Annotated in this window: 16 protein-coding genes; 1 reads left to right on the top strand and 15 read right to left on the bottom strand. The window is 71.4% G+C overall.

Features of this window, described 5'->3' with window-relative positions; translation table 11 throughout:
- Positions 1 to 55 precede the first annotated feature (55 nt).
- From AMK21_RS02150 to rplU, 7 genes are all read right to left on the bottom strand, one after another.
- Entirely contained in the window at positions 56 to 2824 is a 2769-nt protein-coding gene (locus AMK21_RS02150; protein ID WP_073873563.1) for a CDP-glycerol glycerophosphotransferase family protein, read from the bottom strand.
- 175 nt (positions 2825 to 2999) lie between these two features.
- Positions 3000 to 4241 (bottom strand): glycosyltransferase family 2 protein, encoded by a 1242-nt coding sequence (locus AMK21_RS02145; RefSeq protein ID WP_073873561.1) that lies wholly within the window; start codon positions 4239 to 4241, stop codon positions 3000 to 3002.
- A gap of 157 nt (positions 4242 to 4398) precedes the next feature.
- The gene (locus AMK21_RS02140) at positions 4399 to 6528 is read right to left on the bottom strand and encodes a hypothetical protein (protein WP_107429850.1); all 2130 of its coding nucleotides are present in this window, start codon (positions 6526 to 6528) and stop codon (positions 4399 to 4401) included.
- A 227-nt stretch (positions 6529 to 6755) separates the two neighbouring features.
- Positions 6756 to 8255: a bifunctional cytidylyltransferase/SDR family oxidoreductase gene (locus AMK21_RS02135; protein ID WP_073873558.1), complete on the bottom strand. Its 1500-nt coding sequence runs from the start codon at positions 8253 to 8255 to the stop codon at positions 6756 to 6758.
- Positions 8256 to 8593: 338 nt separating this feature from the next.
- On the bottom strand, positions 8594 to 10030 hold the full coding sequence (gene obgE / locus AMK21_RS02130) for a GTPase ObgE (RefSeq protein WP_073873557.1): 1437 nt from the start codon (positions 10028 to 10030) through the stop codon (positions 8594 to 8596).
- A gap of 144 nt (positions 10031 to 10174) precedes the next feature.
- Entirely contained in the window at positions 10175 to 10432 is a 258-nt protein-coding gene (gene rpmA / locus AMK21_RS02125) for a 50S ribosomal protein L27 (protein WP_015608479.1), read from the bottom strand.
- Positions 10433 to 10446: 14 nt separating this feature from the next.
- Positions 10447 to 10767: a 50S ribosomal protein L21 gene (gene rplU, locus AMK21_RS02120; protein ID WP_003969204.1), complete on the bottom strand. Its 321-nt coding sequence runs from the start codon at positions 10765 to 10767 to the stop codon at positions 10447 to 10449.
- Positions 10768 to 11069: 302 nt separating this feature from the next.
- On the opposite strand from rplU, the gene AMK21_RS02115 reads away from it, so the two are divergent.
- Positions 11070 to 11684: an acyltransferase gene (locus AMK21_RS02115; RefSeq protein WP_073874223.1), complete on the top strand. Its 615-nt coding sequence runs from the start codon at positions 11070 to 11072 to the stop codon at positions 11682 to 11684.
- A 10-nt stretch (positions 11685 to 11694) separates the two neighbouring features.
- Here the strand turns inward: AMK21_RS02115 and AMK21_RS02110 are convergent, their stop codons facing one another.
- The 8 genes from AMK21_RS02110 to AMK21_RS02075 form a co-directional block, all read right to left on the bottom strand.
- Complete coding sequence (locus AMK21_RS02110) at positions 11695 to 13830, bottom strand: glycosyltransferase (RefSeq protein ID WP_073873556.1); 2136 nt, start codon at positions 13828 to 13830, stop codon at positions 11695 to 11697.
- Positions 13827 to 15152, bottom strand: a complete 1326-nt coding sequence (locus AMK21_RS02105; RefSeq protein WP_107429849.1) for a glycosyl transferase — start codon at positions 15150 to 15152, stop codon at positions 13827 to 13829. Before AMK21_RS02105 ends, AMK21_RS02110 begins: the two co-directional genes overlap by 4 nt.
- Positions 15153 to 15288: 136 nt before the next feature.
- The gene (locus AMK21_RS02100) at positions 15289 to 16575 is read right to left on the bottom strand and encodes a nucleotide sugar dehydrogenase (RefSeq protein WP_073873552.1); all 1287 of its coding nucleotides are present in this window, start codon (positions 16573 to 16575) and stop codon (positions 15289 to 15291) included.
- Complete coding sequence (locus tag AMK21_RS02095) at positions 16572 to 18221, bottom strand: glycosyltransferase family 2 protein (protein WP_073873550.1); 1650 nt, start codon at positions 18219 to 18221, stop codon at positions 16572 to 16574. The genes AMK21_RS02100 and AMK21_RS02095 overlap by 4 nt, the downstream gene beginning before the upstream one ends.
- Positions 18218 to 19798 carry a glycosyltransferase gene (locus tag AMK21_RS02090; RefSeq protein ID WP_073873548.1) on the bottom strand — a complete coding sequence of 527 codons (1581 nt, stop codon included), beginning with the start codon at positions 19796 to 19798 and terminating at the stop codon, positions 18218 to 18220. The genes AMK21_RS02095 and AMK21_RS02090 overlap by 4 nt, the downstream gene beginning before the upstream one ends.
- On the bottom strand, positions 19788 to 20807 hold the full coding sequence (locus AMK21_RS02085; protein ID WP_107429848.1) for a Gfo/Idh/MocA family protein: 1020 nt from the start codon (positions 20805 to 20807) through the stop codon (positions 19788 to 19790). Before AMK21_RS02085 ends, AMK21_RS02090 begins: the two co-directional genes overlap by 11 nt.
- Positions 20804 to 21922, bottom strand: coding sequence for a DegT/DnrJ/EryC1/StrS family aminotransferase (locus AMK21_RS02080; protein ID WP_073873546.1), 1119 nt, complete (start codon positions 21920 to 21922; stop codon positions 20804 to 20806). The genes AMK21_RS02085 and AMK21_RS02080 overlap by 4 nt, the downstream gene beginning before the upstream one ends.
- A 332-nt stretch (positions 21923 to 22254) precedes the next feature.
- Positions 22255 to 26433: a ribonuclease E/G gene (locus AMK21_RS02075; protein ID WP_073873544.1), complete on the bottom strand. Its 4179-nt coding sequence runs from the start codon at positions 26431 to 26433 to the stop codon at positions 22255 to 22257.
- Between the last annotated feature and the right edge of the window lie 132 nt (positions 26434 to 26565).

Raw genomic sequence — 26565 nt, 5'->3', positions numbered from 1 at the left:
CCCCCGCCGCCTGGCGGTTTCGCCCGGTGGACAGCGGTGGGGCGGCCGGGACGGATCAGCGCAGCCGCTCGTCCCCGATGGCGAGCATCCGGTCGACGACGCGGGCGGCGGCCCGCCCGTCGGAGGGCTCGCAGAAGTCGGCCCGGAACCGCGCGTACTTCTCCTTGTACTCCTCGCTCACCGCGTCGATGTTCCGGATCGCGTCGACCAGGTCCTCGGAGGTCTTGATCAGCGGTCCGGGGGCGCGGGAGGTGAAGTCGAAGTAGAAGCCGCGCAGGGTGTCGCGGTAGTGCTCCAGGTCGTAGGTGAAGAAGAGCATCGGCCGTCCGGAGTGGGCGAAGTCGAACAGCACCGAGGAGTAGTCCGTGATCAGCACGTCGGCGATCAGGTAGAGGTCGGCGATGTCCGGGTAGTACGTGACGTCGTGGACGAAGCCCTGTCCGGCGCCGGGGACGGAGTCGAGGACCTTGTGGTGCTTGCGGTAGAGCAGCACGTGGTCCTCGCCGAGCTCGCGCCGCGCGGCCTCGACGTCGATCCGGTTGTCCAGCTTGAAGCGGCGGCCGCCGTAGCGCTGGTCGTCGCGCCAGGTGGGCGCGTACAGCACGACCTTCTTGCCCGCGGGGATGCCGAGCTTCTCCCGTACGGCCCCGGCACGCTCGACGCGGTCGGGGGCGTGGAAGACGTCGTTGCGCGGGTAGCCCGCCTCCAGCACCTCGCACCGGAGGCGGAAGGCGTTGGTCATGATCGGGGTCGTGAAGCCGTTCGGAGTGATGAACAGGCTGTACTGTCGCGAGCGCTGCGGGAGGCTCGCGATGTAGGCCAGGTTCGCCTTCGGGGTGCCGAGGAGGTCGGCGCCGATGCGCTTGAGCGGGGTGCCGTGCCAGGTCTGGACGACGACCTGGCCCTCGCGGCGGACGAACCACTCGCGGATGCCGCCGTTGGTGACGACGTACCGGCTGCGGGCCAGCGCCTCGTACCACTCCTGGCTGCCCCACTCCACGCCGCGTACGCCGGGCGGCAGGACGACCTGCTGGTCCTGGACCATCGCGATGTGCTCGACCTCGGTGCCGCGGCGCTTGATCTCCTCGTACACCGCGCGGGGCGAGTCGGAGAACTGCTTGCCGCCGAAGCTGTTGTAGAGCACGGCCTCGCGCAGCGGCAGTTCGCGCTGCTCGGGGGTGTGGACGTCGCGCATGAGGCGCTGGCGGTAGGCGCCGCGCAGCTCGGGGCCGAGGACGGGCCCTGACTCGACGAAGATCCGGTCGAAGTCGACGCGCTCCACGGTGTACGTGCGGTGCTCGCCCCGGTGGGAGAGCGGCAGCAGGGAGACGAGGTCGGGGCGGAGCGTGACCGGGAGGTCGCGGGTGTGGTCCCACTCGGTGTGCGGGCGCAGGCGCGGCATCCAGCGTCCGGCGCGCAGCGGCACGGTGCCCTCGTAGGTGGGCATGGTGTCCGGGCGCAGGCGGGCGGTGAAGCGGCCGTCCGCGAAGGCGACGGGCAGCGGGCGGTCCTCGTTGCGGCCGGTGTGGCGCAGGACCATCTTCATGCGCTCGGCCGATCCGGTGTAGGTGCCGGAGAGCACCAGTTCGCCGTCTGCGCTCCACTCGACGGTGTCGACGACCGGCTGGACGGTGCGCAGTTGGGGGGTGAAGTTCCCGGCGCCGTCGGTGAGGATCGCCAACTCGCGCCCGTCGGGGAGCGGGTGGACGCCGGTGCGCAGGTTCTCGCCGTTGGTGGCGCGGCGGGTGGTGCCGTCGGCGAGGACGATGAGCGTGCGGTACTTGCGGGAGGTGCCGGGGGCGATGCCGTCGACGGGGAGGGCGGCGAGGGGCAGTTCGGCGGTGTGGCGGAACCAGCCGTCGTCGCCGGTGCCGGCCTGACGGAGCGGCAGCTCGGTGACGAAGCCGCTCGGTTCGTGGTCGATACGCAGCGCGGTGGGGACCTTGGCGGCGGGGGCGGTCACCCGGGAGCGGAGGGTGACGGTGAGGGTGTCGCCGTCGGACTCCTGGGCGTCGATCTCGGCGGGGACGACGTCCACGGTGAGCTTGAGGCGGTTGCGGTCGAAGCCGGCGACGAACCGGACGCCGTCGTCCAGGACGCGGGTGCGGCTGTGTCCGGCGGCGCCTGCGCTGTTCCTGGTGAGGCTGCCCACGGACATGCCGCCGGGGCGGGGGATGGCGATACCCAGGCGCCAGGTGCCGGACTGCCACTGGCCGCGCACCCGCAGCCGGCCGGGGTCGATGGCGAGCTCGAAGCCCGACCAGTCGTAGTTGTGGAGCGCGCCCTTGGCCTCGGCCGTGGCGCGGGGCTCCTCGACCGTGCGCAGGCGCAGCGGGAGGGTGGAGCGGCTGCCCTGGCGGCGCAGCACGGCGACGCGCAGGGAGCGTCTGCCGGTGGCGGAGGGGACGTTGGGGATGTAGGCGTAGCCCTTGACGAGGAGCTTGCCGTCCTGCCAGCCGAGGTCCAGGAGCTTGCCGCGTACGGGGAGTTCGCTGCGGTTGAAGTTGCGCACCGAGGACGGCAGCGAGGAGCTCTCGATGCCGGGCAGTTCGATCCGGGCCCGCCGCAGGCCCTTCACGGAGAAGGCACCGGGGTTCTCACGTTCGTAGTGGAGCAGTTCCGCCAGCTCATCGCCGCGTCCACTGGCCGCCAGGTGCCACTTGACCCGGGCCATCGGCGAGAACTGCCGGACGATCTTGGGGGCCGCCCTGTCCAGGAAGTCCTTGGCCGCGCTGTGGAAAGCGGGGCGCTCCTCGGCCGGGGTCTCCGGGAAGTACTTCATGAGCCGGCTGAGCTCTTCGGGAATCGCTTCGAGGGACGCCACGGAGGAGTGCCTTTCCGGGGATGGACGTACAGATGGTGAACCCCTGGAAGACGGGGTGCGAGGGAGACGCCAACAGCGGTCTCATGGATACACCCCCGGATGACGTGACGCCAATCACACGAACGGGTCGTTCGCCCCCCGCGCGGACGGCGCGAGGGCCCCGGAACCCGTCCCGTCAGACGCGGTGCGCGCGGGGAGCGCGCAGGGCGCCCAGCACCGCACGGCGGGCTCTGCGGGCTACGCGCCGGGCGAGGAACACGCGTGGCTTCGGCTGCGGCGGCTCGATCCGTCGGCCGCCGACCCATTCGGTGACGGTCACCTCGTAGGCGCGCTTCGGGAGCACGGAACCCTTGCCCGCCCGGTCGAAGTGCGGGTAGGCGAGAAGGATCCGGTCACCCCTGCGGACCACCTCGGGTTCCTTTCCGTCCCGCAGGAAGGCCGCGATGTCGAGCAGCGGGTCGAGCCGACCCCGGGCGAGGGCGGTGAGCCTCAGCCGCTCGTGGACCTTGAGCCGGCGGCCGAGCCCAGGTGTCCAGTAGGCGTCCATCAGGGGGGCGGCGAGCGCCGCCTTCTCCCGGCGTACGGTGTCGGACTGATTCACCAGTCCGGGTCCGAACTGGGGCAGCAGCGTGATGACGAACGGACGCACCATCAGTGAATCCCGGCGGGGACCCGGGGGCACCAGGTCGGCGATGAGCCCCATGAGAGCGCGGGCCGAGTCGAAGCGCCGCCGGTGGTCGCCCTTCTTGGTCATCTGGTTGCCGTCCTCGCGGCCCACCAGGTAGTAGCAGGTGTAGTCGGCGACGACGGAGACCCCGTTGCCGCGGAGGTACGCCTCCATGGTGAACAGGGCGTCCTCGCCGGTCTTCAGCTTCTCGTCGAAGCGCATGCCGAGCCGTACGAGGAGGTCGCGCCGGAACAGCTTCTGCGCGCTCAGCGTGAATTTGATGTTGGATTCATAGAGGTCGGCGTGGTCGAGGGTCTCTTTCCACATCGACTTCGCGGCACCGCGGTTGACGCCGACGATCTTTCCGAGCACCACGTCCGTGCCCGCCCGGTCGCCCATGGCGACCATGCGCTCCAGGGCCTCCTCGCCGAAGTAGTCGTCGGCGTCGAGGAAGAAGACGTACCGGCCGCGGGCGAGCTTCAGGCCGAGGTTCCGCGGGCCGCTGGGGCCTCCGGAGTTGGCCTGCCGGACGACGCGCACGGGGATCGCCGTCCGGGCGGCGAACTCCTCCAGGCAGGCGCCCGTGGCGTCGGTGGAGCCGTCGTCGACCGCGACGATCTCCAGGCGTCCGGCGCCGATCGTCTGTGCCTCCACGGACTCCAGGCAGCGGACCAGGTAGGGCATCGCGTCATACGCTCCGATGATCACACTGACATCGGGCTCGTGGTTCGTTCTGGGCATGTCGGCCATATGCACCCATCAATTTCATCACGAAAGAACATGGAATGCCCGATATGTACCTTCTACACACCGACACGCCGAACGACCCGTACATCCCTCCCTCAGGAAGACCTACGGGTAGCTGTCGGGGTTGCATCCCTTTCGGACAGTTCGGTCCGTCCGCGCCTCAGCGTGCCGGTGAGGCCCCTTCGGTGACCGCGGTCTCCGCCGCAGCCTCCACCGCTGCCTGCGGCGCCACCGCGGAGACGCCCACCGCGTCCGGGTCCGCCACAGCGGCCTCGGCCGGCAGCTCCGGCTCGCCCGGGACGACGCCGTCGCCGGCGGCCGCCTCACGGTCCGGGACGGCGATGACCTGATCGCCGAGCCGCTGGGCGACACCGGCGTTGCGGGCCTCGGCCTTGGCGGCGAGCGCCCGTACGGCGGCGTTGAACCGCTCCATGGAGGTCGGCTCGTCCGGGCCCAGGAGGTACGACTTCAGCTCGCGGCGCGCCCCGGCCAGCACATCGGCGGCCGGGTCCGCGACGGCGGCCAGCAGCTCGTCGAGCTCCTCGGCGCTGTTGGACAGGATGACCGCGGCCCGTACGGCGGTGTTCTGCCGCCGGAACTCCTCGGCTCCGAGCGCCGCGGAGTCCGTGACCGCGTACGGCTTGCCGCTCGCGATGAAGTCGGAGACCACGCTGGAGATGTCCGAGACCAGGGCGTCGGACTCGTTGAAACAGTCGTACAGCTTGGGCTCCGCGCCCACCGCCGTACGGTGCTCCCACCAGCCGAAGGAACGCCAGTAGGCCTCGCTCCACGCGGCCAGCAGCTGTGCCGCCTCCGCCTCGCGGGCGGGGTCGGCGAGCGAGACCCGCGACTCCTCCGCCTCGTCCCCGCCGGCGCGGCCGACGACCGCGAGCTCCGCGAGGCGGGCGTTGATCCGTACCAGCTCGGCCTGGGCGGCGCTCCGCTCGGCGGCCGTCCGCTCGGCCTCCTCCACCCAGCGGGGCTCGGTGGCGCGCTCGGCGGCCGCCTTCCCCAGCATCGCCCGGATCTTGGCGTCGACGGCCTTGGCCTGGCGGCTGCGGATGCCGGTGAAGGGGTGCGGCTTGTAGATGATCCGGACCGGGTCGTCGGCGGCGAGCAGCCGACGCACGATGTTCTCGCCCGCCAGGAGCAGGGAGGTGTTGCCGGGGTTGTCGTCCCAGCCCTCCCAGGTGGGGGCGTACAGCACGGTCGGAATGGGGTTCCGAGGCGCACCCGTCCAGGTCGTGATGGACTCCAGCTGCGGGCGGCCCACCTCGACGATGTCCTCGTCCCGGACGCCCACGTCGGCCAGCGCGTAGCGGTCGCGGCCGGCCCGGCCGGCCGTCCAGACCTCGTCGTAGACCTTGGAGTACGGGTTGACACTGGCGAGTTTGTCGCTGTCGCCGTGGCCGATGAAGACGTGCTTCATGGTCGGCACGCGCAGGATGTGGATGTTCTTGCCGACGTTGGCGGGATACAGGCAGACCCGGGCCGAGGAGAGGTCCAGGTTCATCAGGTGCGTGCCCGCCGGGACACAGAGCACCGGGACGGAGGTCTCGGCCAGTTGCGGGACCAGGTTGCGCTCGCGCATGACGATCAGCGGCCGGCCTTCGACGCGGGCCATCGTCTCCAGCCACATGTTGCCCTGGTAGGCGGACTCGTTGGAGCCGGAGAAGTAGAGCACCACGGTCGGCTGGTACTCGCGCAGCCAGGTGTCGACGGCCTTGAGCACGGCGGCGACCGGGGGCACCAGACGGCTGCGCCGCATGTACGGGATGAGCGCCACGATGTAGACCAGGGCGAGCAGCAGGGTGAGCGCGGCGCCGACGTAGCCGACCCTGTCCTCGCCGGTCCCGGCGGCGATCAGGATGCCGGCCATCGCCGCGATGTCGAGGTGCAGCATCTTCTCGCCTGAGCGGCGCAGCAGCGCACCTGGCGGGGCGTCGGGGATGCGCACGGAGTGCAGGTCCACGTTGCGGGTGACGACCGGCATGGTGCGGCGCAGCCAGATCAGGGTCGTTACCGCGCCCTGCGGGGCCTGCAGACCGTAGAAGATCAGGAAGCAGGCGACCGCCGTGTAGAAGAGCGGCTCCTCGGCGAGGCCCATCCGGGCCAGCAGCAGGACGAGCATGAGCTGGCGCAGCAGGAAGCGGATGGACGGTCCGGCCCGCACCTTGCCGAGCTGGTTGATCAGATGGCTCCCCCGCTGGTGCAGATACCAGTCCGCGGCATACGTGACAGCCGCGGCCGCCGCGAAGAACCAGATGTTCGGAAGGAGCGCGGCGAGCATGACGCAGGGATATCCCAGCCCCATCAACAACGCTGCCGCGAGTTCTGACCTGCTGCCCACACGGGCCAGGCGAATAGCTGTCGAAATCACGAAGAACCTGCTCCAGGGGGATGCCGGTCGGATTCACGCATGGAGGAAAGTGTGATGCCAAGACTTCACGAACACGGGCCTCTGCCGTCGCGCTAAGCGATGACAGAGGCCCTTATACACACAATGGTCAGGAATTATTACACATCCCCTTGCCGGTCCAGCGCGTAGGCCAGGGCCTGCTCGAACCCGGAGGACGCCGAGGCTTCGGCCGTGGGGTCCTGCTGCCGTACGTCGACGACGTGACCGGTCATGTCGGAGAGCAGCACGTCCAGCGAGGTGTGCGCCACGGCCTCCGAGGAGAGCAGTGAGCCCTCCGGCTCCTGGCCGAACGCCTTGGTGCGCATCGGCGTCGCGGTCCGCTCCGGGTTGACGCAGTTGACGCGGATCCCCTCGCCCGCCCACTCGTCGGCGAGCGCCTGGGTCAGGTTGACCATCGCGGCCTTGGTGGAGGAGTAGAGGCTGTACTCGGCGCGGCCGCGGGTGTAGCTGCTGGAGGTGTAGAGCAGCAGCTGGCCCCGGGTCTCGACGAGGTACTTGTAGGAGGCGCGCGCGATCTGGACGGGGGCCAGGTAGTTGACGTTCAGGGCTTCCTGGATCGTCGCGTTGTCCGTCTCGGCCAGCTTGCCGATGCGCAGGACGCCCGCGGTGTTGATGACGTAGTCGATGCGGCCGGTCTCGGCGCGCGCCTTGGCGAGCGCTTCTTCGATGTGGTCCGGGTTCTCCACGTGCGTGCCGGTGGTGGACCGGCCCAGCGCGTAGACGCTCGCGCCGTGGCTCTCGGCCAGCGCCGCGATGTCGGCGCCGATCCCGTACGAACCGCCGAAGACGACGAGGGTCTTACCGGAGAGCAGCTCACGGTAGGCGGCCTCGTCGGCCTGGCGCGGGGCGGCGGTGGAGGCGAGCTGGAAGAGTTTGTCGGTGATGAAGACATCGACCGGCTGGGTGACCTTCATGTTGTACTCGTCGCCCGCGACCACGTAGATCGGCACGTCGGGGAGGTACTTGAGGACCACCGAACAGTCGTCGGTCGCCTGAAAGTTGGGGTCTCCCGCCGCGATCCGGTACGCCTTGCGGATCGTGGAGAGCTTGAACGCCTGCGGGGTCTGGCCGCGGCGCAGTCGGGAGCGGTCGGGAACCTCGGTGATGAACTCCCCGTCCCCGCCGTGGGTGCGGGTCACGATGATCGTGTCCGCGGAGGGGATGGCGACGTCGACGGCCTGGTAGCGGTCGAGGGCGTCGATGCAGTCCCTGATCACACGCTGTGACAGCAGCGGGCGCACCGCGTCGTGGAAGAGGACGTTGCGGTCCTCGCCCTCGGCCAGGCCCTCGCCGAGGGCCGCGATGGCACGCTCCGTCGTCTCGTTGCGGGTGTTGCCGCCCTCGATGACGCGCGTGACCTTGGTCAGCTGGGCCCTGGCGACGATCTTCTCGACGTCGGGTAGGAAGCCGGGTGCCATGAGCACGATGACGTCGTCGATGTCCTCGGCGTTCTCGAAGATGGCCAGCGTGTGCTCGATGACCGCCTTGCCGGCGATCTTCAGCAGCTGCTTGGGGATCGACAGTCCCACGCGCTGCCCGGTGCCACCGGCGAGTACGACCGCGGTAGTCCGGGGCTTGGCTTCGTGCGGCTCAGACACAGACGACCTACCTTGCTATGACGGGGGAACAGCGCGATGCTCGCACTCTCCGTGACCGTCTCGCAAGGTGGACGCCGTCCGTCGCTCCCCCGTGAGAACCGGTAGTTCACCCTCTGGCCAGGGAGGTTGGACGGCCCGGGTCCGGTACGCGAGTGATCCGATCCGCAGAGATGTTGCATAATCTGCACATCTGTCGCCCTTGCGCCGCCCTTGAGCGACCCGCCGGGACGGCCGGACCACCGCATATCCGCCCGGACGCTACCGGACGGCCGGACTCCATACGGAGTCGAGCCGTCCGGTCATGGAGCCGGTGCGCCCTTGGAGGGGTCGGACCGGTCCTAGAAGGGGTCGAACTCGTCGTACTCCTTCTCCGCGTCGTCGCGCTCGGAGTCACGGTCCCGGCGGCGCTGCGCCGCGGGGCGCGGCTCCTCCAGGCGGTGGTCCTCGCCGCGGCGGCCGAGCATCTCGGCGCCGGCCGTCACGGTCGGCTCCCAGTCGAAGACGACCGCGTTCTCCTCGGGTCCGATCGCCACACCGTCGCCGGCCCGGGCGCCCGCCTTCATCAGGGCGTCCTCGACGCCGAGGCGGTTGAGCCGGTCCGCGAGGTAGCCGACGGCCTCGTCGTTGTTGAAGTCGGTCTGGCGCACCCAGCGCTCGGGCTTCTCGCCGCGCACCCGGTAGATGCCCTGGTCGTCCAGGGTGACGGTGAAGCCCGCGTCGTCGACGGCCTTGGGACGGATGACGATGCGGGTCGCCTCCTCCTTCGGCTTGGCGGCACGCGCCTCGGCGATGATCCCGCCGAGCGCGTAGGAGAGCTCGTTGAGGCCCTTGTGCGCGATCGCGGAGACCTCGAAGACGCGGTAGCCGCGGGCCTCCAGGTCGGGGCGGATCATGTCGGCGAGGTCCTGGCCGTCCGGGATGTCGATCTTGTTGAGGGCGACGATGCGGGGCCGGTCGTCCAGGCCGCCGTAGAGCCGCAGCTCCTCCTCGATCATGTCGAGGTCGGAGACGGGGTCACGGTCGGACTCCAGCGTCGCGGTGTCCAGGACGTGCACGAGCACCGAGCAGCGCTCGACGTGGCGGAGGAACTCCAGGCCGAGGCCCTTGCCCTGGCTGGCGCCGGGGATGAGGCCCGGGACGTCGGCGACGGTGTAGACGGTCGAACCGGCGGTGACGACACCGAGGTTCGGGACGAGCGTGGTGAAGGGGTAGTCCGCGATCTTCGGCTTGGCCGCGGAGAGCACCGAGATCAGCGAGGACTTGCCCGCGCTCGGGTACCCCACGAGGGCAACGTCGGCGACGGTCTTGAGCTCCAGGACGATGTCCCGGCTCTCCCCCGGCTCACCGAGCAGCGCGAAGCCGGGCGCCTTGCGGCGGGCGGAGGCGAGTGCCGCGTTGCCGAGACCGCCGCGGCCGCCCTGGCCGGCGACGAAGGTGGTGCCCTGGCCGACGAGGTCGGCGAGCACGTTCCCGGCCTTGTCGAGGACGACGGTGCCGTCGGGCACGGGCAGGACCATGTCCTGGCCGTCCTTGCCGGAACGGTTGTCACCGGCGCCGGGCTGGCCGTTGGTGGCCTTGCGGTGAGGGCTGTGGTGGTAGTCCAGCAGCGTGGTCACGGACTGCTCGACGACGAGGATCACATCGCCGCCCCGTCCGCCGTTGCCCCCGTCGGGGCCGCCCAGCGGCTTGAACTTCTCACGGTGTACGGAGGCGCAGCCGTGGCCTCCGTTACCCGCGGCGGCATGCAGCTCGACGCGGTCCACGAAGGTGGTCATGGTTGGTGCCTCCAGGTACAGCAGGAAAATACGGAATTGTCTCTGTCGTAACACGCCGAGGGCGGACCCGCTTCCCCGTTCGCCGGGAAAGCTGAGATCCGCCCTCGGAAGGTGCTGTGTGCCGTTCTGCGCGCGTCGGGAAACTCAGACGGCGAGCGGAACGATGTTCACGACCTTGCGGCCACGGTGCGTACCGAACTCCACCGCACCGGCGGTCAGCGCGAACAGCGTGTCGTCGCCGCCACGGCCGACGCCCGTGCCCGGGTGGAAGTGGGTGCCACGCTGGCGGACCAGGATCTCACCGGCGTTGACGGCCTGACCGCCGAAGCGCTTCACGCCGAGCCGCTGAGCATTGGAATCGCGCCCGTTCCGAGTGGACGATGCGCCCTTCTTGTGTGCCATGTGTTCTCAGTCCCTTACTTCGCAGCCGCGGGGATACCGGTGACCTTGATCGCCGTGTACTGCTGGCGGTGACCCTGGCGACGGCGGTAGCCGGTCTTGTTCTTGTAGCGAAGGATGTCGATCTTCGCGCCCTTGTGGTGGTCCACGATCTCAGCCGTGACCTTGATGCCGTCGAGCACCCACGGGTCGCTGGTGACCGCGTCACCGTCGACAACGAGCAGGGTCGAGAGCTCGACCGTGTCGCCAACCTTGGCAGTGGAAATCTTGTCAACCTCAACGATGTCGCCGACAGCTACCTTGTGCTGGCGACCACCGCTGCGCACGATGGCGTACACGCGGATCTCTCTCTCGCTCGGAACGGATCCCCTGATGCCAGCCGCTCGCGCGGGCCGGGGCCCGGGGCGATCCGGAAGGATGAGCGGCCTCTCCTGGCGGACGGCGCGAACACCGACCGTTACCGGGAGGGATGTGCTCAGGGGTAGGTGCGTTAAGGAAACACACCGAGGCTCAAGGTTACGGGGCGGGGGTGTGGGGGTCAAACCGGGGTGGAGGCGCCTCCACCCCGCGAACGGCGGGGCCCGGCGGGAAAAACCGTATGCTCGCCGGACGAGCAGGTACCTCCCGGAAGGCGCAGCACGTGAACTACAGGGTCCAGCCCACCGCCCAGGTCGACGAGAGTGCCGAGATCGGTGCGGGCAGCAGCATCTGGGAACTGGCGCAGATCCGTGAGGGCGCGAAGCTCGGCGAGGGCTGTGTCGTCGGACGCGGTGCCTACGTCGGCAGCGGCGTACGCATCGGCGACAACGTCAAGCTGCAGAACTTCGCCCTCGTCTACGAGCCCGCCGAGCTCGGCGACGGTGTCTTCGTCGGCCCGGCGGTGGTCCTCACCAACGACCAGTACCCGCGCTCCGTGGACCCCGACGGCAGGCAGAAGCGCGGCGGCGACTGGGAGGCCGTGGGCGTCAAGGTCGCCGAGGGCGCGTCGCTCGGTGCGCGGTCCGTCTGTGTCGCGCCCGTGCGGATCGGCCGGTGGGCCATGGTCGCGGCGGGCGCCGTGGTGACCAAGGACGTCCCGGACTTCGCCCTGGTCGTCGGCGTACCGGCCCGGCGGATCGGCTGGGTGGGCCGCAGCGGTGTGCGCCTGGTGGCCCGCGAGCGTGAGCCGGGGGTGTGGGAGTGCCCGCAGAGCGGGGCGGTGTACGAGGAGGAGGACGGGGCCCTCAGGGAGCAGCGGGTCGCGCCGGCCCCCTGAGGTCCGCCGCTCAGCCCTCCAGCAGCAACCGGTCGAACCCGGGGCTGATCACCGGCCAGTTCCAGGTCGTCAGCGCGTGCTCCGCCGCGTCGGCCGTCGCCTTGCGCCACGCCTCGTCCGTCGCAGTCAGCGCGAGGATGCGGTCCGCGGCCTCCCTCGGGGAGCCGACCACCCAGTCGGCGGGGAAGAGCGTCCGGGCGCCGTGCTCCTTGCCCGCGAAGAACGGCCAGTCGCGGACCACCGGAAGCGCGCCGCTGGCGGCGCCCTCGACCAGGCCGCAGTGGAAGCTCTCCCGCACCGAACTGCTGAGGATCACCCCGACTCCGGTGAGCGCGCCCGGCACGTCCTCGGTGCGCCCCAGCAGTTGGACCGCTCCGGCGGGCTCCAGCTCGGCCAGGTCCCGCTGGAGCAGGTCGTCGTAGGCGCGGGCCGCGGCGCTGGCCTTGCGGTCCAGACCGTCGCCGATGACTACCAGGCGGTAGCGCTCGTCGTGTTCCCGCAGCAAGCGCAGGACCTCGACGGCCCACCGCGGGTCCTTGGCGACGACGCCCGCCCCGATCAGGCCGATGGTGAAGCGGGTGTCGCTGCCGCTCTTCGCACGCCGGAACCGCTCCAGGTCCATGGCGTTGGCGATGACGTGCAGCGCCGGTGCGCCCGGCTCCCGCAGCCGCGGCAGGCAGTCGGCGACCAGGTCGCGCAGGTGGTCCCCGACGAAGACCAGGTCGTCGACACGGTCCAGGTCCATCAGGTGCGGCCAGAGGGTGAACGCCTCGTAGCTGTGCAGCCGTACGACGATCCGGGTGGTGCCCGGGTCCACCAGCGTGAACAGCGCCGCGGCGTTGGTACACCAGTCGACGAACACCGTGTCCGCCCAGTCCAGATGGGGCCGGAGCGCCTCCTCGGCCTGGTCGCCGAAGCCGGGCCGGCCGCCGAGGGCGTACTCCATCATCCGCTGGGCGCCGCGCGCCAGCGGCCGCAGCGTCTCGTCCTCCTTCACCTCCAGGAAGCGGATCTCGACGCCCGGGTGGTCGCCGTACCGGTCGCGGATCGCCTGCAGGAAGTTGGCGTTGGAGTATGTCGTGACCAGCAGCCGCAGCGGCCGGCCGACCGGTGGGGCGGCGGCGGGCGCCGCACGGCCGCGCGGCGCGGTCATGGCCTGGAAGGCGGTGCTCGCGCGGAACGGTGCCAGGTAGCCCGCGGGGTCCTCGGCCAGCGGCGAGGTCAGCGAGTCGAAGTGCACGGCCCGGGGGAAGGCGAGGGTGAGCGCCGAGGAGAGCGAGGCCGCGGCCCTCTTCGTGTCGCCCTTCGCGTACCACCGGTCGGCGGTCGCGAGCGCCGCCTCGTACGCGGAGCGGCGCAGCGCCGCGTCGTCGTGGCCGCGCTCCAGGTCCGCCCGGGCGGCCTCGGCGAGCAGGTCCGCGCGCAGGGCCCGGTCAGCGGTGAGCCGGGCGGCGTCCTTCAGCACCAGGGCGGCGCCGGCCCGGCGGCCGCCTTCGGTCATGCTCATGCTGATGCGTCGGGCCAGCTTGGCCCGCAGCCGGTCCGGCACCTTCGGCGCGGCCACCACCCCGCGCCACGACTTGGCGCCGAGCGAGGTGCGCACGACGGACGGGGAGGAGGCGCGGCGCAGCGCCCCGCCGACCACGCGCCGGGCGGCCCGCTTGGTGGTCCGGGCGGCTGTGGCCGGGGTCGGAACGCTCCGGGTGACGGCCCGCAGGGCGTAGTGCAGCGGCCGTTCGCGGCGGTCCTCGACCGCCTTGAGGGCGGGCGCGATACCGAAGACGGCGTGGGCCCTCCGGTTCATCTGGGCCAGCTTCCACACCGTGTACACGGCGGTGGCGTCCAGGGCTACCAGGACGTGGGCCCGGCGGCCGGAGCCGCGCACCTGCCGGTCGCGTTCGGCCGAGGCCCAGACGCGGCGCGGGGCGGAGAGCTTGGCCACGCGCTTCTCGAACATCCGGCCGCGTTCGGCGGCCGCCTCCGTCAGGGAGCGCAGTCGGGTCAGTTCGAGGCCGGGGTCGATGTCGTCGGGAGCGAAGAGCCCAGCCAGTTCGACGGTGGCGCCCGCCGCGCGGAACTTCTCCAGCGACGCCTTGAGGACCGCGGCCTGCGGCCGTGTTCCGGCGATCAGAAGTACGTGCGTCATACGGAGAGGTCCTCCACCTCGTGGGTGCCCGGGGCCGCGGACGGCGTCCCGGAGCTCCCGTCTCCCTCGGGGGCCGGGACGGCCTGGCGGATGAGACGGCGGACGGCGGGGCCCAGTTGGGCCGCTCGCGCGTACTGCGCCGCGTGGGCCCTGGCGGCCGCCCGGTCCTCGTCGCTCGCCTCGACGGCGAGCTTCGCGGCACTGGAGTAGGCCGCGGCCAGCGCTTCCTCGTCGAAGCCGACGGCTCCCGTCCACAGCGGGTGGCCGGTCATCACGGTGGTCGCGTCGTGCTCCACCGCGTGCGCGGACATGACCGGCAGGCCGGTCGCGGCGTACTCGTAGACCTTGCCGGACGTCATGTACTTCCCGCCCATGATCATGAGGAGCAGAACGTCCCAGCTCGCGAAGATGTCCGCCAGCTCGGCCTTGGGGGCGGGTCCCCCGAAGCTCACCGCTTCACCGCGGGCCTGCGCCTGCCGGATCAGCTCCATGTGGGCGTTGGCCTCGCGGGTCGCCCCGGAGCCGATCTGGCCGCGGATCTCCAGCCGTGAGCGGGCGACGAGCGGGTCCCGCTCACGGGCGATGCGCCATCCGTCGAGAACGGCCTTGAGGATGCGGGGCGGCGAGGTCACCACGCCGAGGTGCCCGAAGGTCAGCCCCGCGTCGGCGTCGGGGACGCGGGTACGGGCCGGGACGCTGTCCTCGTCGTACCCGTTGCGCACGACGTGGACGCGGTCGGCCAGATCGGGGTGACGCTCCCGGTACCACTCGGCGATCGGGTCGTTCACCAGCCACAGGGACAGCGCCTGGCTGAGCACCTTGCGTTCCCACACGCCGGAGGGCGAGTCGGCGGCGAAGGCCTCGCCGCCGTCGATGACGTCGACGGACCAGCCGTCACGGAAGTCGATCGCGTACGGAACCTTGTGCGTCTCCCACAGGTGCAGGGCCGCGGCCATGTTCACGTACGGCACGCAGGTCGCCACGACCAGGTCGGCGGGCCGGTCCCGGTGGATCCGCTCGACGGCCTTCTCCAGGTCGGCTTTCCAGCCGCCGTAGATCGGCTCGGGGAAATCCTTCATCCCCTTTTTGCGGTAAGCGGCCGCCCACTGCGCCGGCCGTAGTGCGCGGTCCTCGGAGAACTTACGAATGTCGGTTTCCAGGTCCTCGCGCACCAGCGGCAGCTTCACGACGCGAACGCGCGGATCGACCCGCTCGGAGAGCGTGTGGTCGAGGCCGAAGTCCCGCTCCCAGGACTCGTCGGCAATGGTCACCACCGTGACGTCCCAGCCTTCCGAGACGAATTGGTTGGCTGTTTCACGCATTCGGTAGGCGCAGCTCTTCGCAGCGGGGGGAAACCCGATCGCCAGGTAAATCACATGGTGGGGAGCAGGGGTGTTAGACACGTCAAAACGCTAGCACGACAGGCCTTCACTCCTGCCCCCCGTCGTCTACGGAGGGTCAGCCACCGATCACCACGCGTCGTACGCCGGCCCACTTCGCCGGGTCCGTCGTGCGGCGGCCGTCGACCAGGACGCGGACGTCCGGCAGGTCCGCGGCGGCGAGCTCGCGGTACTCGGCGTGGTCGGCCTGGAGGATCGCCGCGGTGACGGCCTGGTGGCTGTCGTGCGGGACGAGACCGAGCGCGGTCAGCTCCTGAGGGGTGTACAGCGGGTCGGAGACGAACGGCACCGCGCCGCGCGCCTTGAGGGCCTCGACGACACCGAAGACGCCGGAGAACGCGGTCTCCTTGACACCTCCGCGGTAGGCGGCGCCCAGCACCAGGACCCCGACGCCGTCCAGGTCGCCGTAGGCGGCGGCCAGCAGGTCGACGGCGTACTCGGGCATCGCGGCGTTCGCCTCGCGGGCCGCGCGGACGACGGTGGCGTCGGGGTCTTTCCACAGGTACATCCGGGGGTAGATCGGGATGCAGTGGCCGCCGACGGCGATGCCGGGCTGGTGGATGTGGCTGTAGGGCTGGCTGTTGCAGGCCTCGATGACCTTCTTGACGTCGATGTCGTTCCGGTCGGCGAAGCGCGCGAACTGGTTGGCCAGGCCGATGTTGACGTCCCGGTAGGTGGTCTCGGCGAGCTTCGCCAGCTCGGAGGCCTCCGCCGTGCCGAGGTCCCAGACACCGTTGGGGCGGGGCAGGTCCTCGCGCTCGTCGAAGTCGAGCACGGCCTCGTAGAAGGCCACGCCCGCCACCGCGGACCTCTCGTCGATGCCGCCGACGAGCTTGGGATAGCGGCGCAGGTCGGCGAAGACCCGCCCGGTCAGCACCCGCTCCGGGGAGAAGACCAGGTGGAAGTCCTCGCCCGGGGTGAGGCCGGAGCCCTCGGCCAGCATCGGCGCCCAGCGCGTACGGGTGGTGCCGACGGGCAGGGTGGTCTCGTAGCTGACCAGGGTGCCGGGCTTCAGGCCCGCCGCGATGGCCTTGGTGGCGGCGTCCATCCAGCCGAAGTCCGGGGTGCCCTCGGCGTCCACGAAGAGCGGGACGACGACCACGACGGCGTCGGACGCGGCGACCGCGGCCGTGGTGTCCGTCGTCGCGGAGAGCAGGCCGGCGCCCACCGTCTCCTTGAGCTTGACGCCGAGGTCGTGCTCGCCGGGGAACGGCTCGGTGGCCGCGTTGACCAGCTCGACGACCTTCTCGTTGACGTCCGCGCCGATGACCCGGTGGCCCTTGGCGGCGAACTGCACGGCCAGCGGAAGCCCGATCTTGCCGAGCGCGACTACACAGATGTTCATCGGGACACTTTCCTCTTCAGCCGGGACAGCTTCCTCTTCACCCCGGACAGCGTTCGGCGCAGCCGTGTGCCCAGGTCCAGCTTCGGTTCCCACAGCAGGGCCGTCGTGATCACGAGCCGCCCCTTCGCGTTCGGATTCGCCGAGACCCGGTAGGGGGTGGTCCTCCCCCACCGGCGCGCCAGCGGCATCGGCAGGCCGTCGGTGCGGACCGGGATCTCGTACGTGGTGCCCGCGACGTCGACGTAGACCCGTACGCCCCGCTTGGCACGGATCCGATCGACCGGGATGCGGGCGCCCAGCAGGGTGCCGGTGCCGTCATCGGCGGGCTCCCGTGTGAACTCGCCGACCGCCTTCGGGCGCTCGGCGTCCTTGGGCAGCTTACGGGCGCCGGGCTTGTCGGCGCTCTTCGGCAGGGCGCCCTGAGCGAGGGCGACGACGGCCGAGGACGTGTCACCGGTGACGCCGATGCGCAGCTTCAGGGCGAGGACGAGATCCTCCCCGTCCTGCTCCCAGGCGGCCGACTCCAGCTTCGTACCGGAGGCGAGTCTGCCGGAGACCGTCTCGCGTACCTCGTACCACCGGTCGTCGAGACCGATCCCGGCGTCCCGGAAACCCGGGTAGGGCGCGAAGGCGCGGTCCCCTTCCAGCAGGAAGGGCGGAGCTCCGTGCTCCGCCTCGTCCGCGATGGCGCGGGTGAGCTCCGCCACGGCGCCGCGCCGGGCGAGGCCGAGGCGGACCCGTCTCTTCACGCCGGTCGCGTCGTGCAGGGCGTCGGTGAAGTAGGTGTCCTGCAGGGCGGCCAGCCCCGCGCAGATCTCCTGCCGCGTTTCGAGGGGAAGCGCGGGGAAGTCGTCGAGCATGAGCTTGGACAGCTCCCACTCGAAGTGCCGCTTGAGAACGGCGTCGCGACGCGGCCCGGCCGGGATGAGTCCGGCGGTGTGGTCCATGATGCGCGCCGTGCACCGGAGCCGGGCCAGGTGGTCCGCCCGGTAGGTGATGTTGCTCGCGTCGCCGCGCTTGACCGCGTAGTAGTACGTGTAGTCGGCGAGGACGGAGATCCTGCGGGCCCGGACACACGCCTCGATGGTGAACGGCTGGTCGCTGCCGACGGGCAGGTCCTCGGGGAAGCGCAGTCCGTGCTTCTCCACCAGCTCGCGGCGGAAGAGCTTGGTGTTGGCGAGGGTGAAGGGCAGCGCCGAGTCGTAGAGGCTGACGTCGGGCTGGTTGCCCGAGTACAGCTTCTGGTGGACATAGCGCCCGTTGGTGCCGACCATCTTGCCGACGACCACGTCGGACCCGTTGGCGTCGGCACAGGCGACCATGCGCTCCAGCGCCTCTTCACCGAGGTGGTCGTCCGACCCCATGAAGTAGACGAACCGGCCGGTGGCCAGCTCCAGGGCGCGGTTGCTCGGGGCCGCGGGCCCGCCCGAATTGGGCTGGTGGACCACGGTGAAGACGTCCGGGTACTTCTCCGCGAAACGGTCCAGTTCACGGCCGCTGTCGTCGGTCGATCCGTCGTCCACCGCGATGATTTCCAGGCGCTCCTCGCCGATGCTCTGCCCCACGAGGGAGTTCAGGCATTCGGTGAGGTACGGCATGGTGTTGTAGACGGCGACGACGACGCTGACGTCAGGAACTCCGGTCATCTGCCCGCACCTCGCATCAGCCGGGTGTAGACCCCGTCGAGCACCTCGGCCTGGGCCTCCCAGGTCCATCCGTCCAGCCTGCCCTCGACCTCGTAGGCGGCGGTGTAGCGCTTGGGCGCGTCGAGCACGGCCCGGACGGCCCGGACGTAGTCGGTGACGTTCTCGGCCTCGAAGACCTCGCCCTGACCGGTCTGGCGGGTCATCTCGGCCATGGTCTTCACATCGCTGACCACCAGCGGCAGCCTGGCGTGCGAGTACTCGAAGAACTTGGTGATCAGGGCGATCTCGTGGTTCGGCCAGTGGTGGATCGGGATGACTCCGACATCGGCGGTGGACAGGAACGAGACCACCTGCCAGTGCGGCACGTAGGGCATGGCGTGCACCCGGTCCTGGACGCCGAGCCCCTCGGCCCGGTTCATCAGGGCACGGATGTACGGCAGCTCTGGGTGGCTCGCCACGAACGCGACATGGACCCCGGGCAGCTCGGGGAGCCCGTCCACCATGATGTCCAGGCCGCGCTGGCGGGCGGCGAGACCGCTGTAGACGAGCAGGGGGACATCCGGGCCGATGCCGCACAGGGCGCGCAGATCCGGTACCGGCAGGTCGGTGAAGCGTGAGGCCTCGGCCGCCTCCGGCGCGTTGAGCACCACGTCCGGGCGCTCGGACAGGCCGTGGGTCTCCCGCAGGAGATCGGCCAGGCCGCCGGAGACGGTCACCACCGCGTCGGCGTACTTGGCGTGCTCCCGCTCGTACGCCACCATCGCCGGCAGCTTCCGCTGGTTCACCCAGGAGCGCACTCCGGGCAGGTACTCGTGGGCGTCCCAGACCAGGGAGGCCTGCCGGCCGGCCGCGCGGGCACGGAGCTTCGCACGGGAGCCGACGCCCAGCATCCGGAAGTCGTTGGCGTGGATGATGTCCGGTTCCAACGCGTCGATGACGGGCCCGTAACTCAGTTCGAAGTCCCAGACGCTGGGGTCGAGCCGCCGCCACGCGCGGTCCCCCATGGTCTTCAGCCAGAAGGCGGTGGTCGCCTTGTCGAGGGCCGCGGAACGGGTCCTGCGGATGCTGCGCAGCTTCCTGGTGTGCCGCGAGCGCAGCTTCACCCAGCGGCTGGTGGCCTTGGCCGCGCCCCTGCGGGCCGCCAGCCACACCTGGCCGCCCGCGGACCCGAGCGCCGACCGGTCCTCGCCCGTTCGCAGCGCGGCGCCGCGGACCCGGAGGTCCGCCCGCCAGGCCTTGACCTGCTGCGTACGGAACTCGGCCACGCGATCGGAGGGGTAGGCCAGGGGCCGGCGGATCGGAGCACCGCGCAGGTCCTGGGGACGGGTCGACATCTTGGCCTTGACCCCGAGGAGGCGGACCTCGGCGTCACCGAGCTGCCAGGCCGTCTCCTCCTCCTTGCCGGAGAACTTGCCCAGCAGGATGACGTCCCAGCCGGCCTCTGCCGCCGAGCTCGCCTGCTTCTGTACGCGGGAGTCGCCGTGCACGCTGTTGTCGACGAGCATGACGATACGACCGCGTGAACCCCTGCGGGGGATCGCGGTGATGTCTGTGGGATCAGGAATGTCAGGTGCCATGTTCCGTCCGGTCCGGAGCCGTGAGAGTGACGGTGGTGCGGGTGGAGGCGGACTCCAGTACGGCTTCGGCCACCTCGACGGTGAGGAGCCCCTGCCTCAGGGTGCAGACGTCGGCAGGCTTTCCCTGCACAGCGTCGCGGAAGAGCTCGTGCTCGACTAGGAGCGGCTCGCGCTTGGGGATGGCGTAGCGGATCATGTCGCCCTCGGATACCCCGCGGAAGGCGCGCAACGCCTCCCACTCCGTGGCGACCGCCGCGTTGGAGTGGAAGGTGAGGTCGGCGGTGAGGGTGTCGGCGATGAAGCAGCCGCGCTCCCCGGTGACCGAGGTGAACCGCTCCTTGAGCGGGCTCAGCCAGTTGACCAGGTGGTTGGCCATCGTTCCGTCGGAGAGCTGGCCGACGGCGGAGACCATGTCCTCGTGCGGGCGGCCCGACTTGGAGACGGTGTGCGCGGCGATCGAGGTGTACGCCTGGCCGGTGACCCAGCCCGTCAGGTCGATGTCGTGCGTGGCGAGGTCCTTGACCACGCCGACGTCGGCGATCCGGTGCGGGAAGGGGCCCTGGCGGCGGGTGACGACCTGGTAGACGTCGCCCAGCTCACCGGCCTCCAGTCGGGCGCGGAGCGAGAGCAGGGCCGGGTTGCAGCGCTCGATGTGGCCGACGGCCGCGACCAGGTCGCGGGACTCGAACGCCTCGACGAGCCGGCGGGCGCCCTCGACGGTGTCCGCCAGCGGCTTCTCGATCAGGGCGCAGACACCGGCGTCGGCGAGCTGGAGGCCGACCTTCTCGTGCAGGCCGGTGGGGCAGGCCACGACGGCGTAGTCGACACCGCGGGCGAGGAGCTCGTCGACGGTGGACAGGACGGGGGCGCCCTGCGCCCAGCCGTTCCTGTCGCCCGCCGGCTCGACGACACCGGCCAGCTCGACACCCTCCAGACCGGCGAGGATCCGGGCGTGGTTGCGGCCCATGGAGCCGAGGCCGATGAGCCCGGCCTTCAGTACGGCGGTCACAGATTCTCCCCCAGGGAGTTCACGGCGGTCACGATGCGCTCCAGGTCGTTCCGGGTGAGCGAGGGGTGCACGGGCAGCGAGACGACCTCGGCCGCGGCCTTCTCGGTCTCCGGCAGCTCCCAGGTGCGGCCCGCCTTCTGGTCCGGCTCCCAGTAGGGCTTGAGGCGGTGGATCGGCGTCGGGTAGTAGACCGCGTTGCCGACGCCCGCCTCGGTGAGCCTGGCCATCGCGGCGTCCCGGTCGCCCCGGATCCGCACGGTGTACTGGTGGTAGACGTGCCGGGCGCCCTCGGCCACCGGCGGCGTGGTGACGGCCGGGGCGGTGATGCCGGCGTCGAAGTACGCGGCGTTGGCGCGGCGCTGCTCGGTCCAGCCCTCGACCTTGGCGAGCTGGACACGGCCGATGGCGGCGGAGACGTCGGTCATCCGCATGTTGGCGCCGACGATCTCGTTGGCGTACCGCTGCTCCATGCCCTGGTTGCGCAGGAGGCGCAGCGTACGGGCCAGTTCGGCGTCGGCCGTGGTGACCATGCCGCCTTCGAGGGAGTGCATGTTCTTGGTCGGGTAGAAGCTGAAGGTGCCGCCCGCGCCGAACGCGCCGACCGGGGTGCCGTTCAGCGCCGCCGCGTGGGCCTGGCAGGCGTCCTCGACCACGGCGATCTGGTGCCTCTCGGCGATCGGCACGATCCGGTCCATCGCCGCCGGGTGACCGTAGAGGTGGACCGGCATGATCGCGGCGGTGCGCGGCGTGATCGCGGCTTCGACGGCCGCCGGGTCGAGACCGAAGCCGCCCGGCTCGATGTCGGCGAAGACCACGTCGGCGCCTGTCAGCCGGACCGCGTTGGCGGAGGCGGCGAAGGAGAACGAGGGGACGATCACCTCGTCGCCGGGGCCGATCCCCAGGGCCAGGATCAGCAGCTGGAGGGCCGATGTACCCGAGTTGACGGCGATGCAGTGCCGCCCGTCGACCAGGCGCGAGAAGCCCTCCTCGAACGCCGCGACCTCGGGCCCCTGCACTACCCGGCCGCTGCGCAGTACGCGTACGGCGGCCTCGATCTCGTCTTCCCCGATGACCGGACGGGCAGCGGGAATCGGCTGCTCGTTGATGCTCGTCATGGACGTCCTCCTTGAACACCGCAAGAGCTCGTTACCGGGCAGAATTCTGGGGTGCGGCACGTCTTGCGAGGCCGCGCGAAACACCACCGGCACGATGCCGACGCCCTGCCGGGGAATCCGACCCGGTCCGCGAGTCTCCCGAACCGGTCACCAATTGTAGTTTCTGCGAAGAACTCTGACAGTCCAACAGCCGCCAACACATTATCAGGGATTTCACAACTGATTTCGGAAACGTTAACCGCCTCTGCATCAGTTCTGGAACAAAGCCCGTGGCCCGCCCCGAAAGTAACGGGACGGGCCACGGACAATGAACAACCGATTGCCGGGAATCGTCAGCCGGCTGACGCCTCACCGTCGGAGGACGGCGCCGAAGCGGTCACGGAAGGCGACGACTGCTCGGCGGCGACGGTCTTCTTCGTCGTCCTCTTCGCGGCCGTCTTCGCCGTCGTCTTCTTCGCGGCGGTCTTCTTAACGGCCGTCTTCTTGGCCACCGCCTTCTTCGCCGGAGCCTTCTTGGCGGCGGCCTTGCGGGCCGTCTTCTTCGCCACGGGCGCCTCATCCGGCTCACCGGACGCGGGGGCCTCGGCGGCCTCGGCCTCCGGGGCCTTCGGCTCGGGCGCCGACTCGACGACGAGGACCGCCGCCTCCTGGGCGCCCGTGGGCGAACCCGCCGGAGCGGTGACCTTACGGGTCACCCGGCGACGGGCCCGCGGCGGTGCGGCCTCCTGGGGAGCCTCGGCCACGGGGGCCTGCTCCTGGACGGGGGCCGGGGCCTCGGCGGGTGCCTCGACGACCGGGTCCTCCACGGCGACCGGGTCCGTGGCGGGCTCGGCCTGCTTCGGCGAACCCGCCGGGGCGGTGGCCTTACGGGTGGCGCGACGCCGCGTACGGCCCTGGGGCGCGGCCTCGGCCACCTCGGGAGCCTCCTGGGCGACCGGGGATTCCGGAGCCTTCGCCGGCTCGGGCGTGTCGAGGACCGGCTCGGCGACCTGCTCGGCGACCGCCTCCTCCTCGATGGCGGGAGCGGGTGCCTCGGTCCTCGGGGCACCGGCCGGGGCCGACGCCTTGCGGGACGCACGACGGCGGCCACGGCCGCGCCCTGCGGCCGCCTCGGCCTCTGCGGGGCTGCTGTAGAACTCCTCGTCGCCGGCCGGCTCCAGGTCCGCCAGGGACACCGGGGCGGCGACCTCGGCGGCCAGCTCGGCCTCGGACTCGGTCTCCAGGGGCTCGGCCGCGTGGTCGTCGTGGCCGTGGTCCTGCTCGTGACCGTGCTCGTGGTCCTGGCCCGCGCCGCCGCGGCGCTTCTTGGACTTCTTGGAACCGCCGCCGCCACCGACGGACGTCGGCTGCTCCATGTGGACGATCACACCGCGCCCGTTGCAGTGGACACAGGTCTCGGAGAAGGACTCCAGCAGACCCTGGCCCACCCGCTTGCGGGTCATCTGGACCAGGCCGAGCGAGGTGACCTCGGCGACCTGGTGCTTGGTGCGGTCGCGGCCCAGGCACTCCAGCAGGCGCCGCAGGACGAGGTCCCGGTTGGACTCCAGCACCATGTCGATGAAGTCGACGACGACGATGCCGCCGAGGTCGCGCAGCCGCAGCTGGCGCACGATCTCCTCGGCCGCCTCCAGGTTGTTCCTGGTGACGGTCTCCTCCAGGTTGCCGCCCTGGCCGGTGAACTTGCCGGTGTTGACGTCGACGACGACCATCGCCTCGGTCTTGTCGATCACCAGCGAACCGCCGCTGGGCAGGTAGACCTTGCGGTCCAGCGCCTTCATCAGCTGCTCGTCGATGCGGTACGTCGCGAAGACGTCGACCTCGGACGTCCAGCGGGAGAGCCGCTCGGTGAGGTCGGGCGCCACGTGCGAGACGTAACCGTGGATGGTCTCCCACGCGTCGTCACCACTGACGATGACCTTGGAGAAGTCCTCGTTGAAGATGTCGCGGACGACCCGGACGGTCATGTCCGGCTCGCCGTAGAGCAGCGTCGGCGCGTTGGAGCCGCTGATGCCCTTCGCCTTCTTCTGGATCTCCTCCCACTGTCCCTGGAGCCGCTCGACGTCACGGCGCAGCTCGTCCTCGCTCGCGCCCTCGGCGGCGGTGCGCACGATGACGCCCGCGTCCTCGGGGACGATCTTCTTGAGGATCGTCTTGAGACGGGAGCGCTCGGTGTCGGGCAGCTTGCGGCTGATCCCGGTCATCGAGCCCTCGGGCACGTAGACGAGGTAGCGGCCGGGCAGCGAGACCTGGCTGGTGAGGCGGGCGCCCTTGTGGCCGATCGGGTCCTTGGTCACCTGGACCAGGACCGACTGGCCGGACTTGAGCGCGGTCTCGATGCGGCGCGGCCCGTGGGCCATGCCGAGCGCCTCGAAGTTGACCTCACCGGCGTACAGGACGGCGTTGCGGCCCTTGCCGATGTCGACGAACGCGGCCTCCATGGAGGGCAGGACGTTCTGCACCTTGCCCAGGTAGACGTTGCCGACGTAGCTGGTGGCCTGCTCCTTGTTGACGTAGTGCTCGACGAGCACGTCGTCCTCGAGGACGCCGATCTGGGTGCGCTCGCCGCTCTGGCGGACGACCATCACGCGCTCGACGGCCTCGCGGCGCGCGAGGAACTCCGCCTCGGTGATGATCGGGACGCGGCGGCGGCCCTGCTCGCGGCCCTCGCGGCGGCGCTGCTTCTTCGCCTCCATGCGGGTCGAGCCCTTGATGGACTGGACCTCGTCGAACCCGGTGCCCGGCTCGCGCTCCTCCTTCTTGCGGGGCTCGCGGACCTTGACGACCGTACGCTCCGGGTCGTCCGTGCCGTTGTCGGCCTCGACCCCGCCCTCACCGCTGCGGCGACGGCGACGGCGGCGACGCCGGCTGCTGGTCGAACCGGAGGCCGCCAAGTCGTTGTCGTCTTCCTCCTCGTCCGCCTCCTGGCTCTGGGCCTGCTCGTCCTCGGCGCGGGTGTCCTCGGCGCGGGACGGGGCGGGCGCCTCGTCGGCGTACTGCTCGGCCTCGTCCGTGTCGGTGGCCTCGCCACGGCGGCGGCGACGGCCACCGCGACGACGGCGGCGCGAGGGGCGGTCGCCGTACTCGTCGGTGTCCTCGCCCTCGTGCTCGTCCGTCTCGGCCTCGGGGGCCTCCTCGGACTGCTCGGCGGGCGCCTCCACCGGGGCGGCGGGCGCGGCGGTCTGCTCGGCCTCGGCGGTCTCACCACGGCGGCGGCGACGGCGACGCGAGCCGCCCTGCGGCGCGGCCTCGGCGGGTGCGGGGGCCTGCTCGGCCTCCGGGGTCCGCTGCTCCTCCGCCTCGTCGACCTCGTCGTACGGGGAGGAGGAACCGGCCGCGGCTGCGGCGGCGGCCGTCTCGGGGGTCTGGAACATCGGCTCGGCGAAGACCGGGGCCTGGAACACGGCGACGGCGGGGCGCGTGGCGCGGCGGCCCCTGCGGGTCGGCTCCTCGGCCTTCGTGGTGAACTCGGGGCGGCCCGCGGCGGCGGTGGCCCGGCGGCGCTGGCGTCCGCGCGGGGCGGCCTCCTCGACCTCCTCCACCTCGGCGGCGAGCTCCTCGGCCACGGCGGCGGGCAGGCTCTCGGCGGCCTCGACGGCCTCCTCGGCGGAAGCGACCGGCTCGGCCGCCTCGGTGACCTGCGGGGCTCCGGCGGGAGAAGTGGCCTTGCGGGAGGCGCGACGGCGGCCGCGCGGCGCCGGGGTCTCCTCGGCGGGCTCGGCGGGTGCGGAAGGCTCGGCTGCGGGCTCCTCCACGGCGGCCGTGGTGGCGGCCTGCGGGGTGCCGGCCGGGGCGGAGGCACGGCGGCGGGTGCGGCCACGCACGGCCTCGGCGGCGGGCTCGACGGGCACGGCGGCCGGCTCGGCCACGGGGGCGGCGGGCGCGACCGGCTCGACCACGACAGCGGCCTCGGCGACCTGCGGGGCACCGGCGGGCGCGGTGGCCTTGCGGGAGGCGCGGCGGCGGCGCGGGGCGGGGGGCTCGGGGGCGGCCTCGGGCTCGACGGCCTCGGCCACCGGCTCCTCGTCCTCCTCCGTCTCCTCCGCGAGCGGCTCGGCCGGGGTCTCGACGACCTCGACGACCTCGGCGGCCTGCGGGGCACCGGCCGGAGCCGTCGCCTTGCGGACCGCGCGGCGGCGGGTACGCGGCGCCGGGGCCTCCTCGGCGGGCTCGGCGGCCTGGCTCTCGGCCTCGGCCACCGGAGCGGGGGTCTCGACGACCTCGGCGACCGCCTCGGCGGTCTCCGGAGCGCCCGCGGGTGCGGTCGCCTTGCGCACGGCGCGTCGGCGCGTACGGGCGGGGGGCGCGGTCTCGGGGGCCGTCTCCTCGGGCGCGGTGACCGGGGATTCCACGGCGGCGGCCGGTGCGGCCTCCTCGGCGGCGGGCGTCACGGCGGCGCCGGGCGGGCCTGCCGGGCGGGAAGCGGCGCGGCGCCTGCGGCGCGGCGGCAGCTTGTCCCCAGGGGTGTTCTCTTCGTTGTTCCCGTTGGTGGCGGGTTCGTTCGGCTGAGGCATGCGGGCGGTTCTCCCGTCGTGCTCCCGGGCGCCGCGTCTGATTCCGGTCCGGCCACGGTCCGCAGTGGTGCGGCAGGGCCGTCCGGGGCGCGGGCGCCGCACGGGAGCTGATGTCTGGCTCGCCGGTTCCGT

Source organism: Streptomyces sp. CB00316 (assembly GCF_001905595.1).
In the GTDB taxonomy this organism is placed as follows: Bacteria; Actinomycetota; Actinomycetes; order Streptomycetales; family Streptomycetaceae; genus Streptomyces.
The sequence above is the reverse complement of the archived record's forward strand: the minus strand, read 5'-3'. Positions and strand labels throughout refer to the sequence as shown.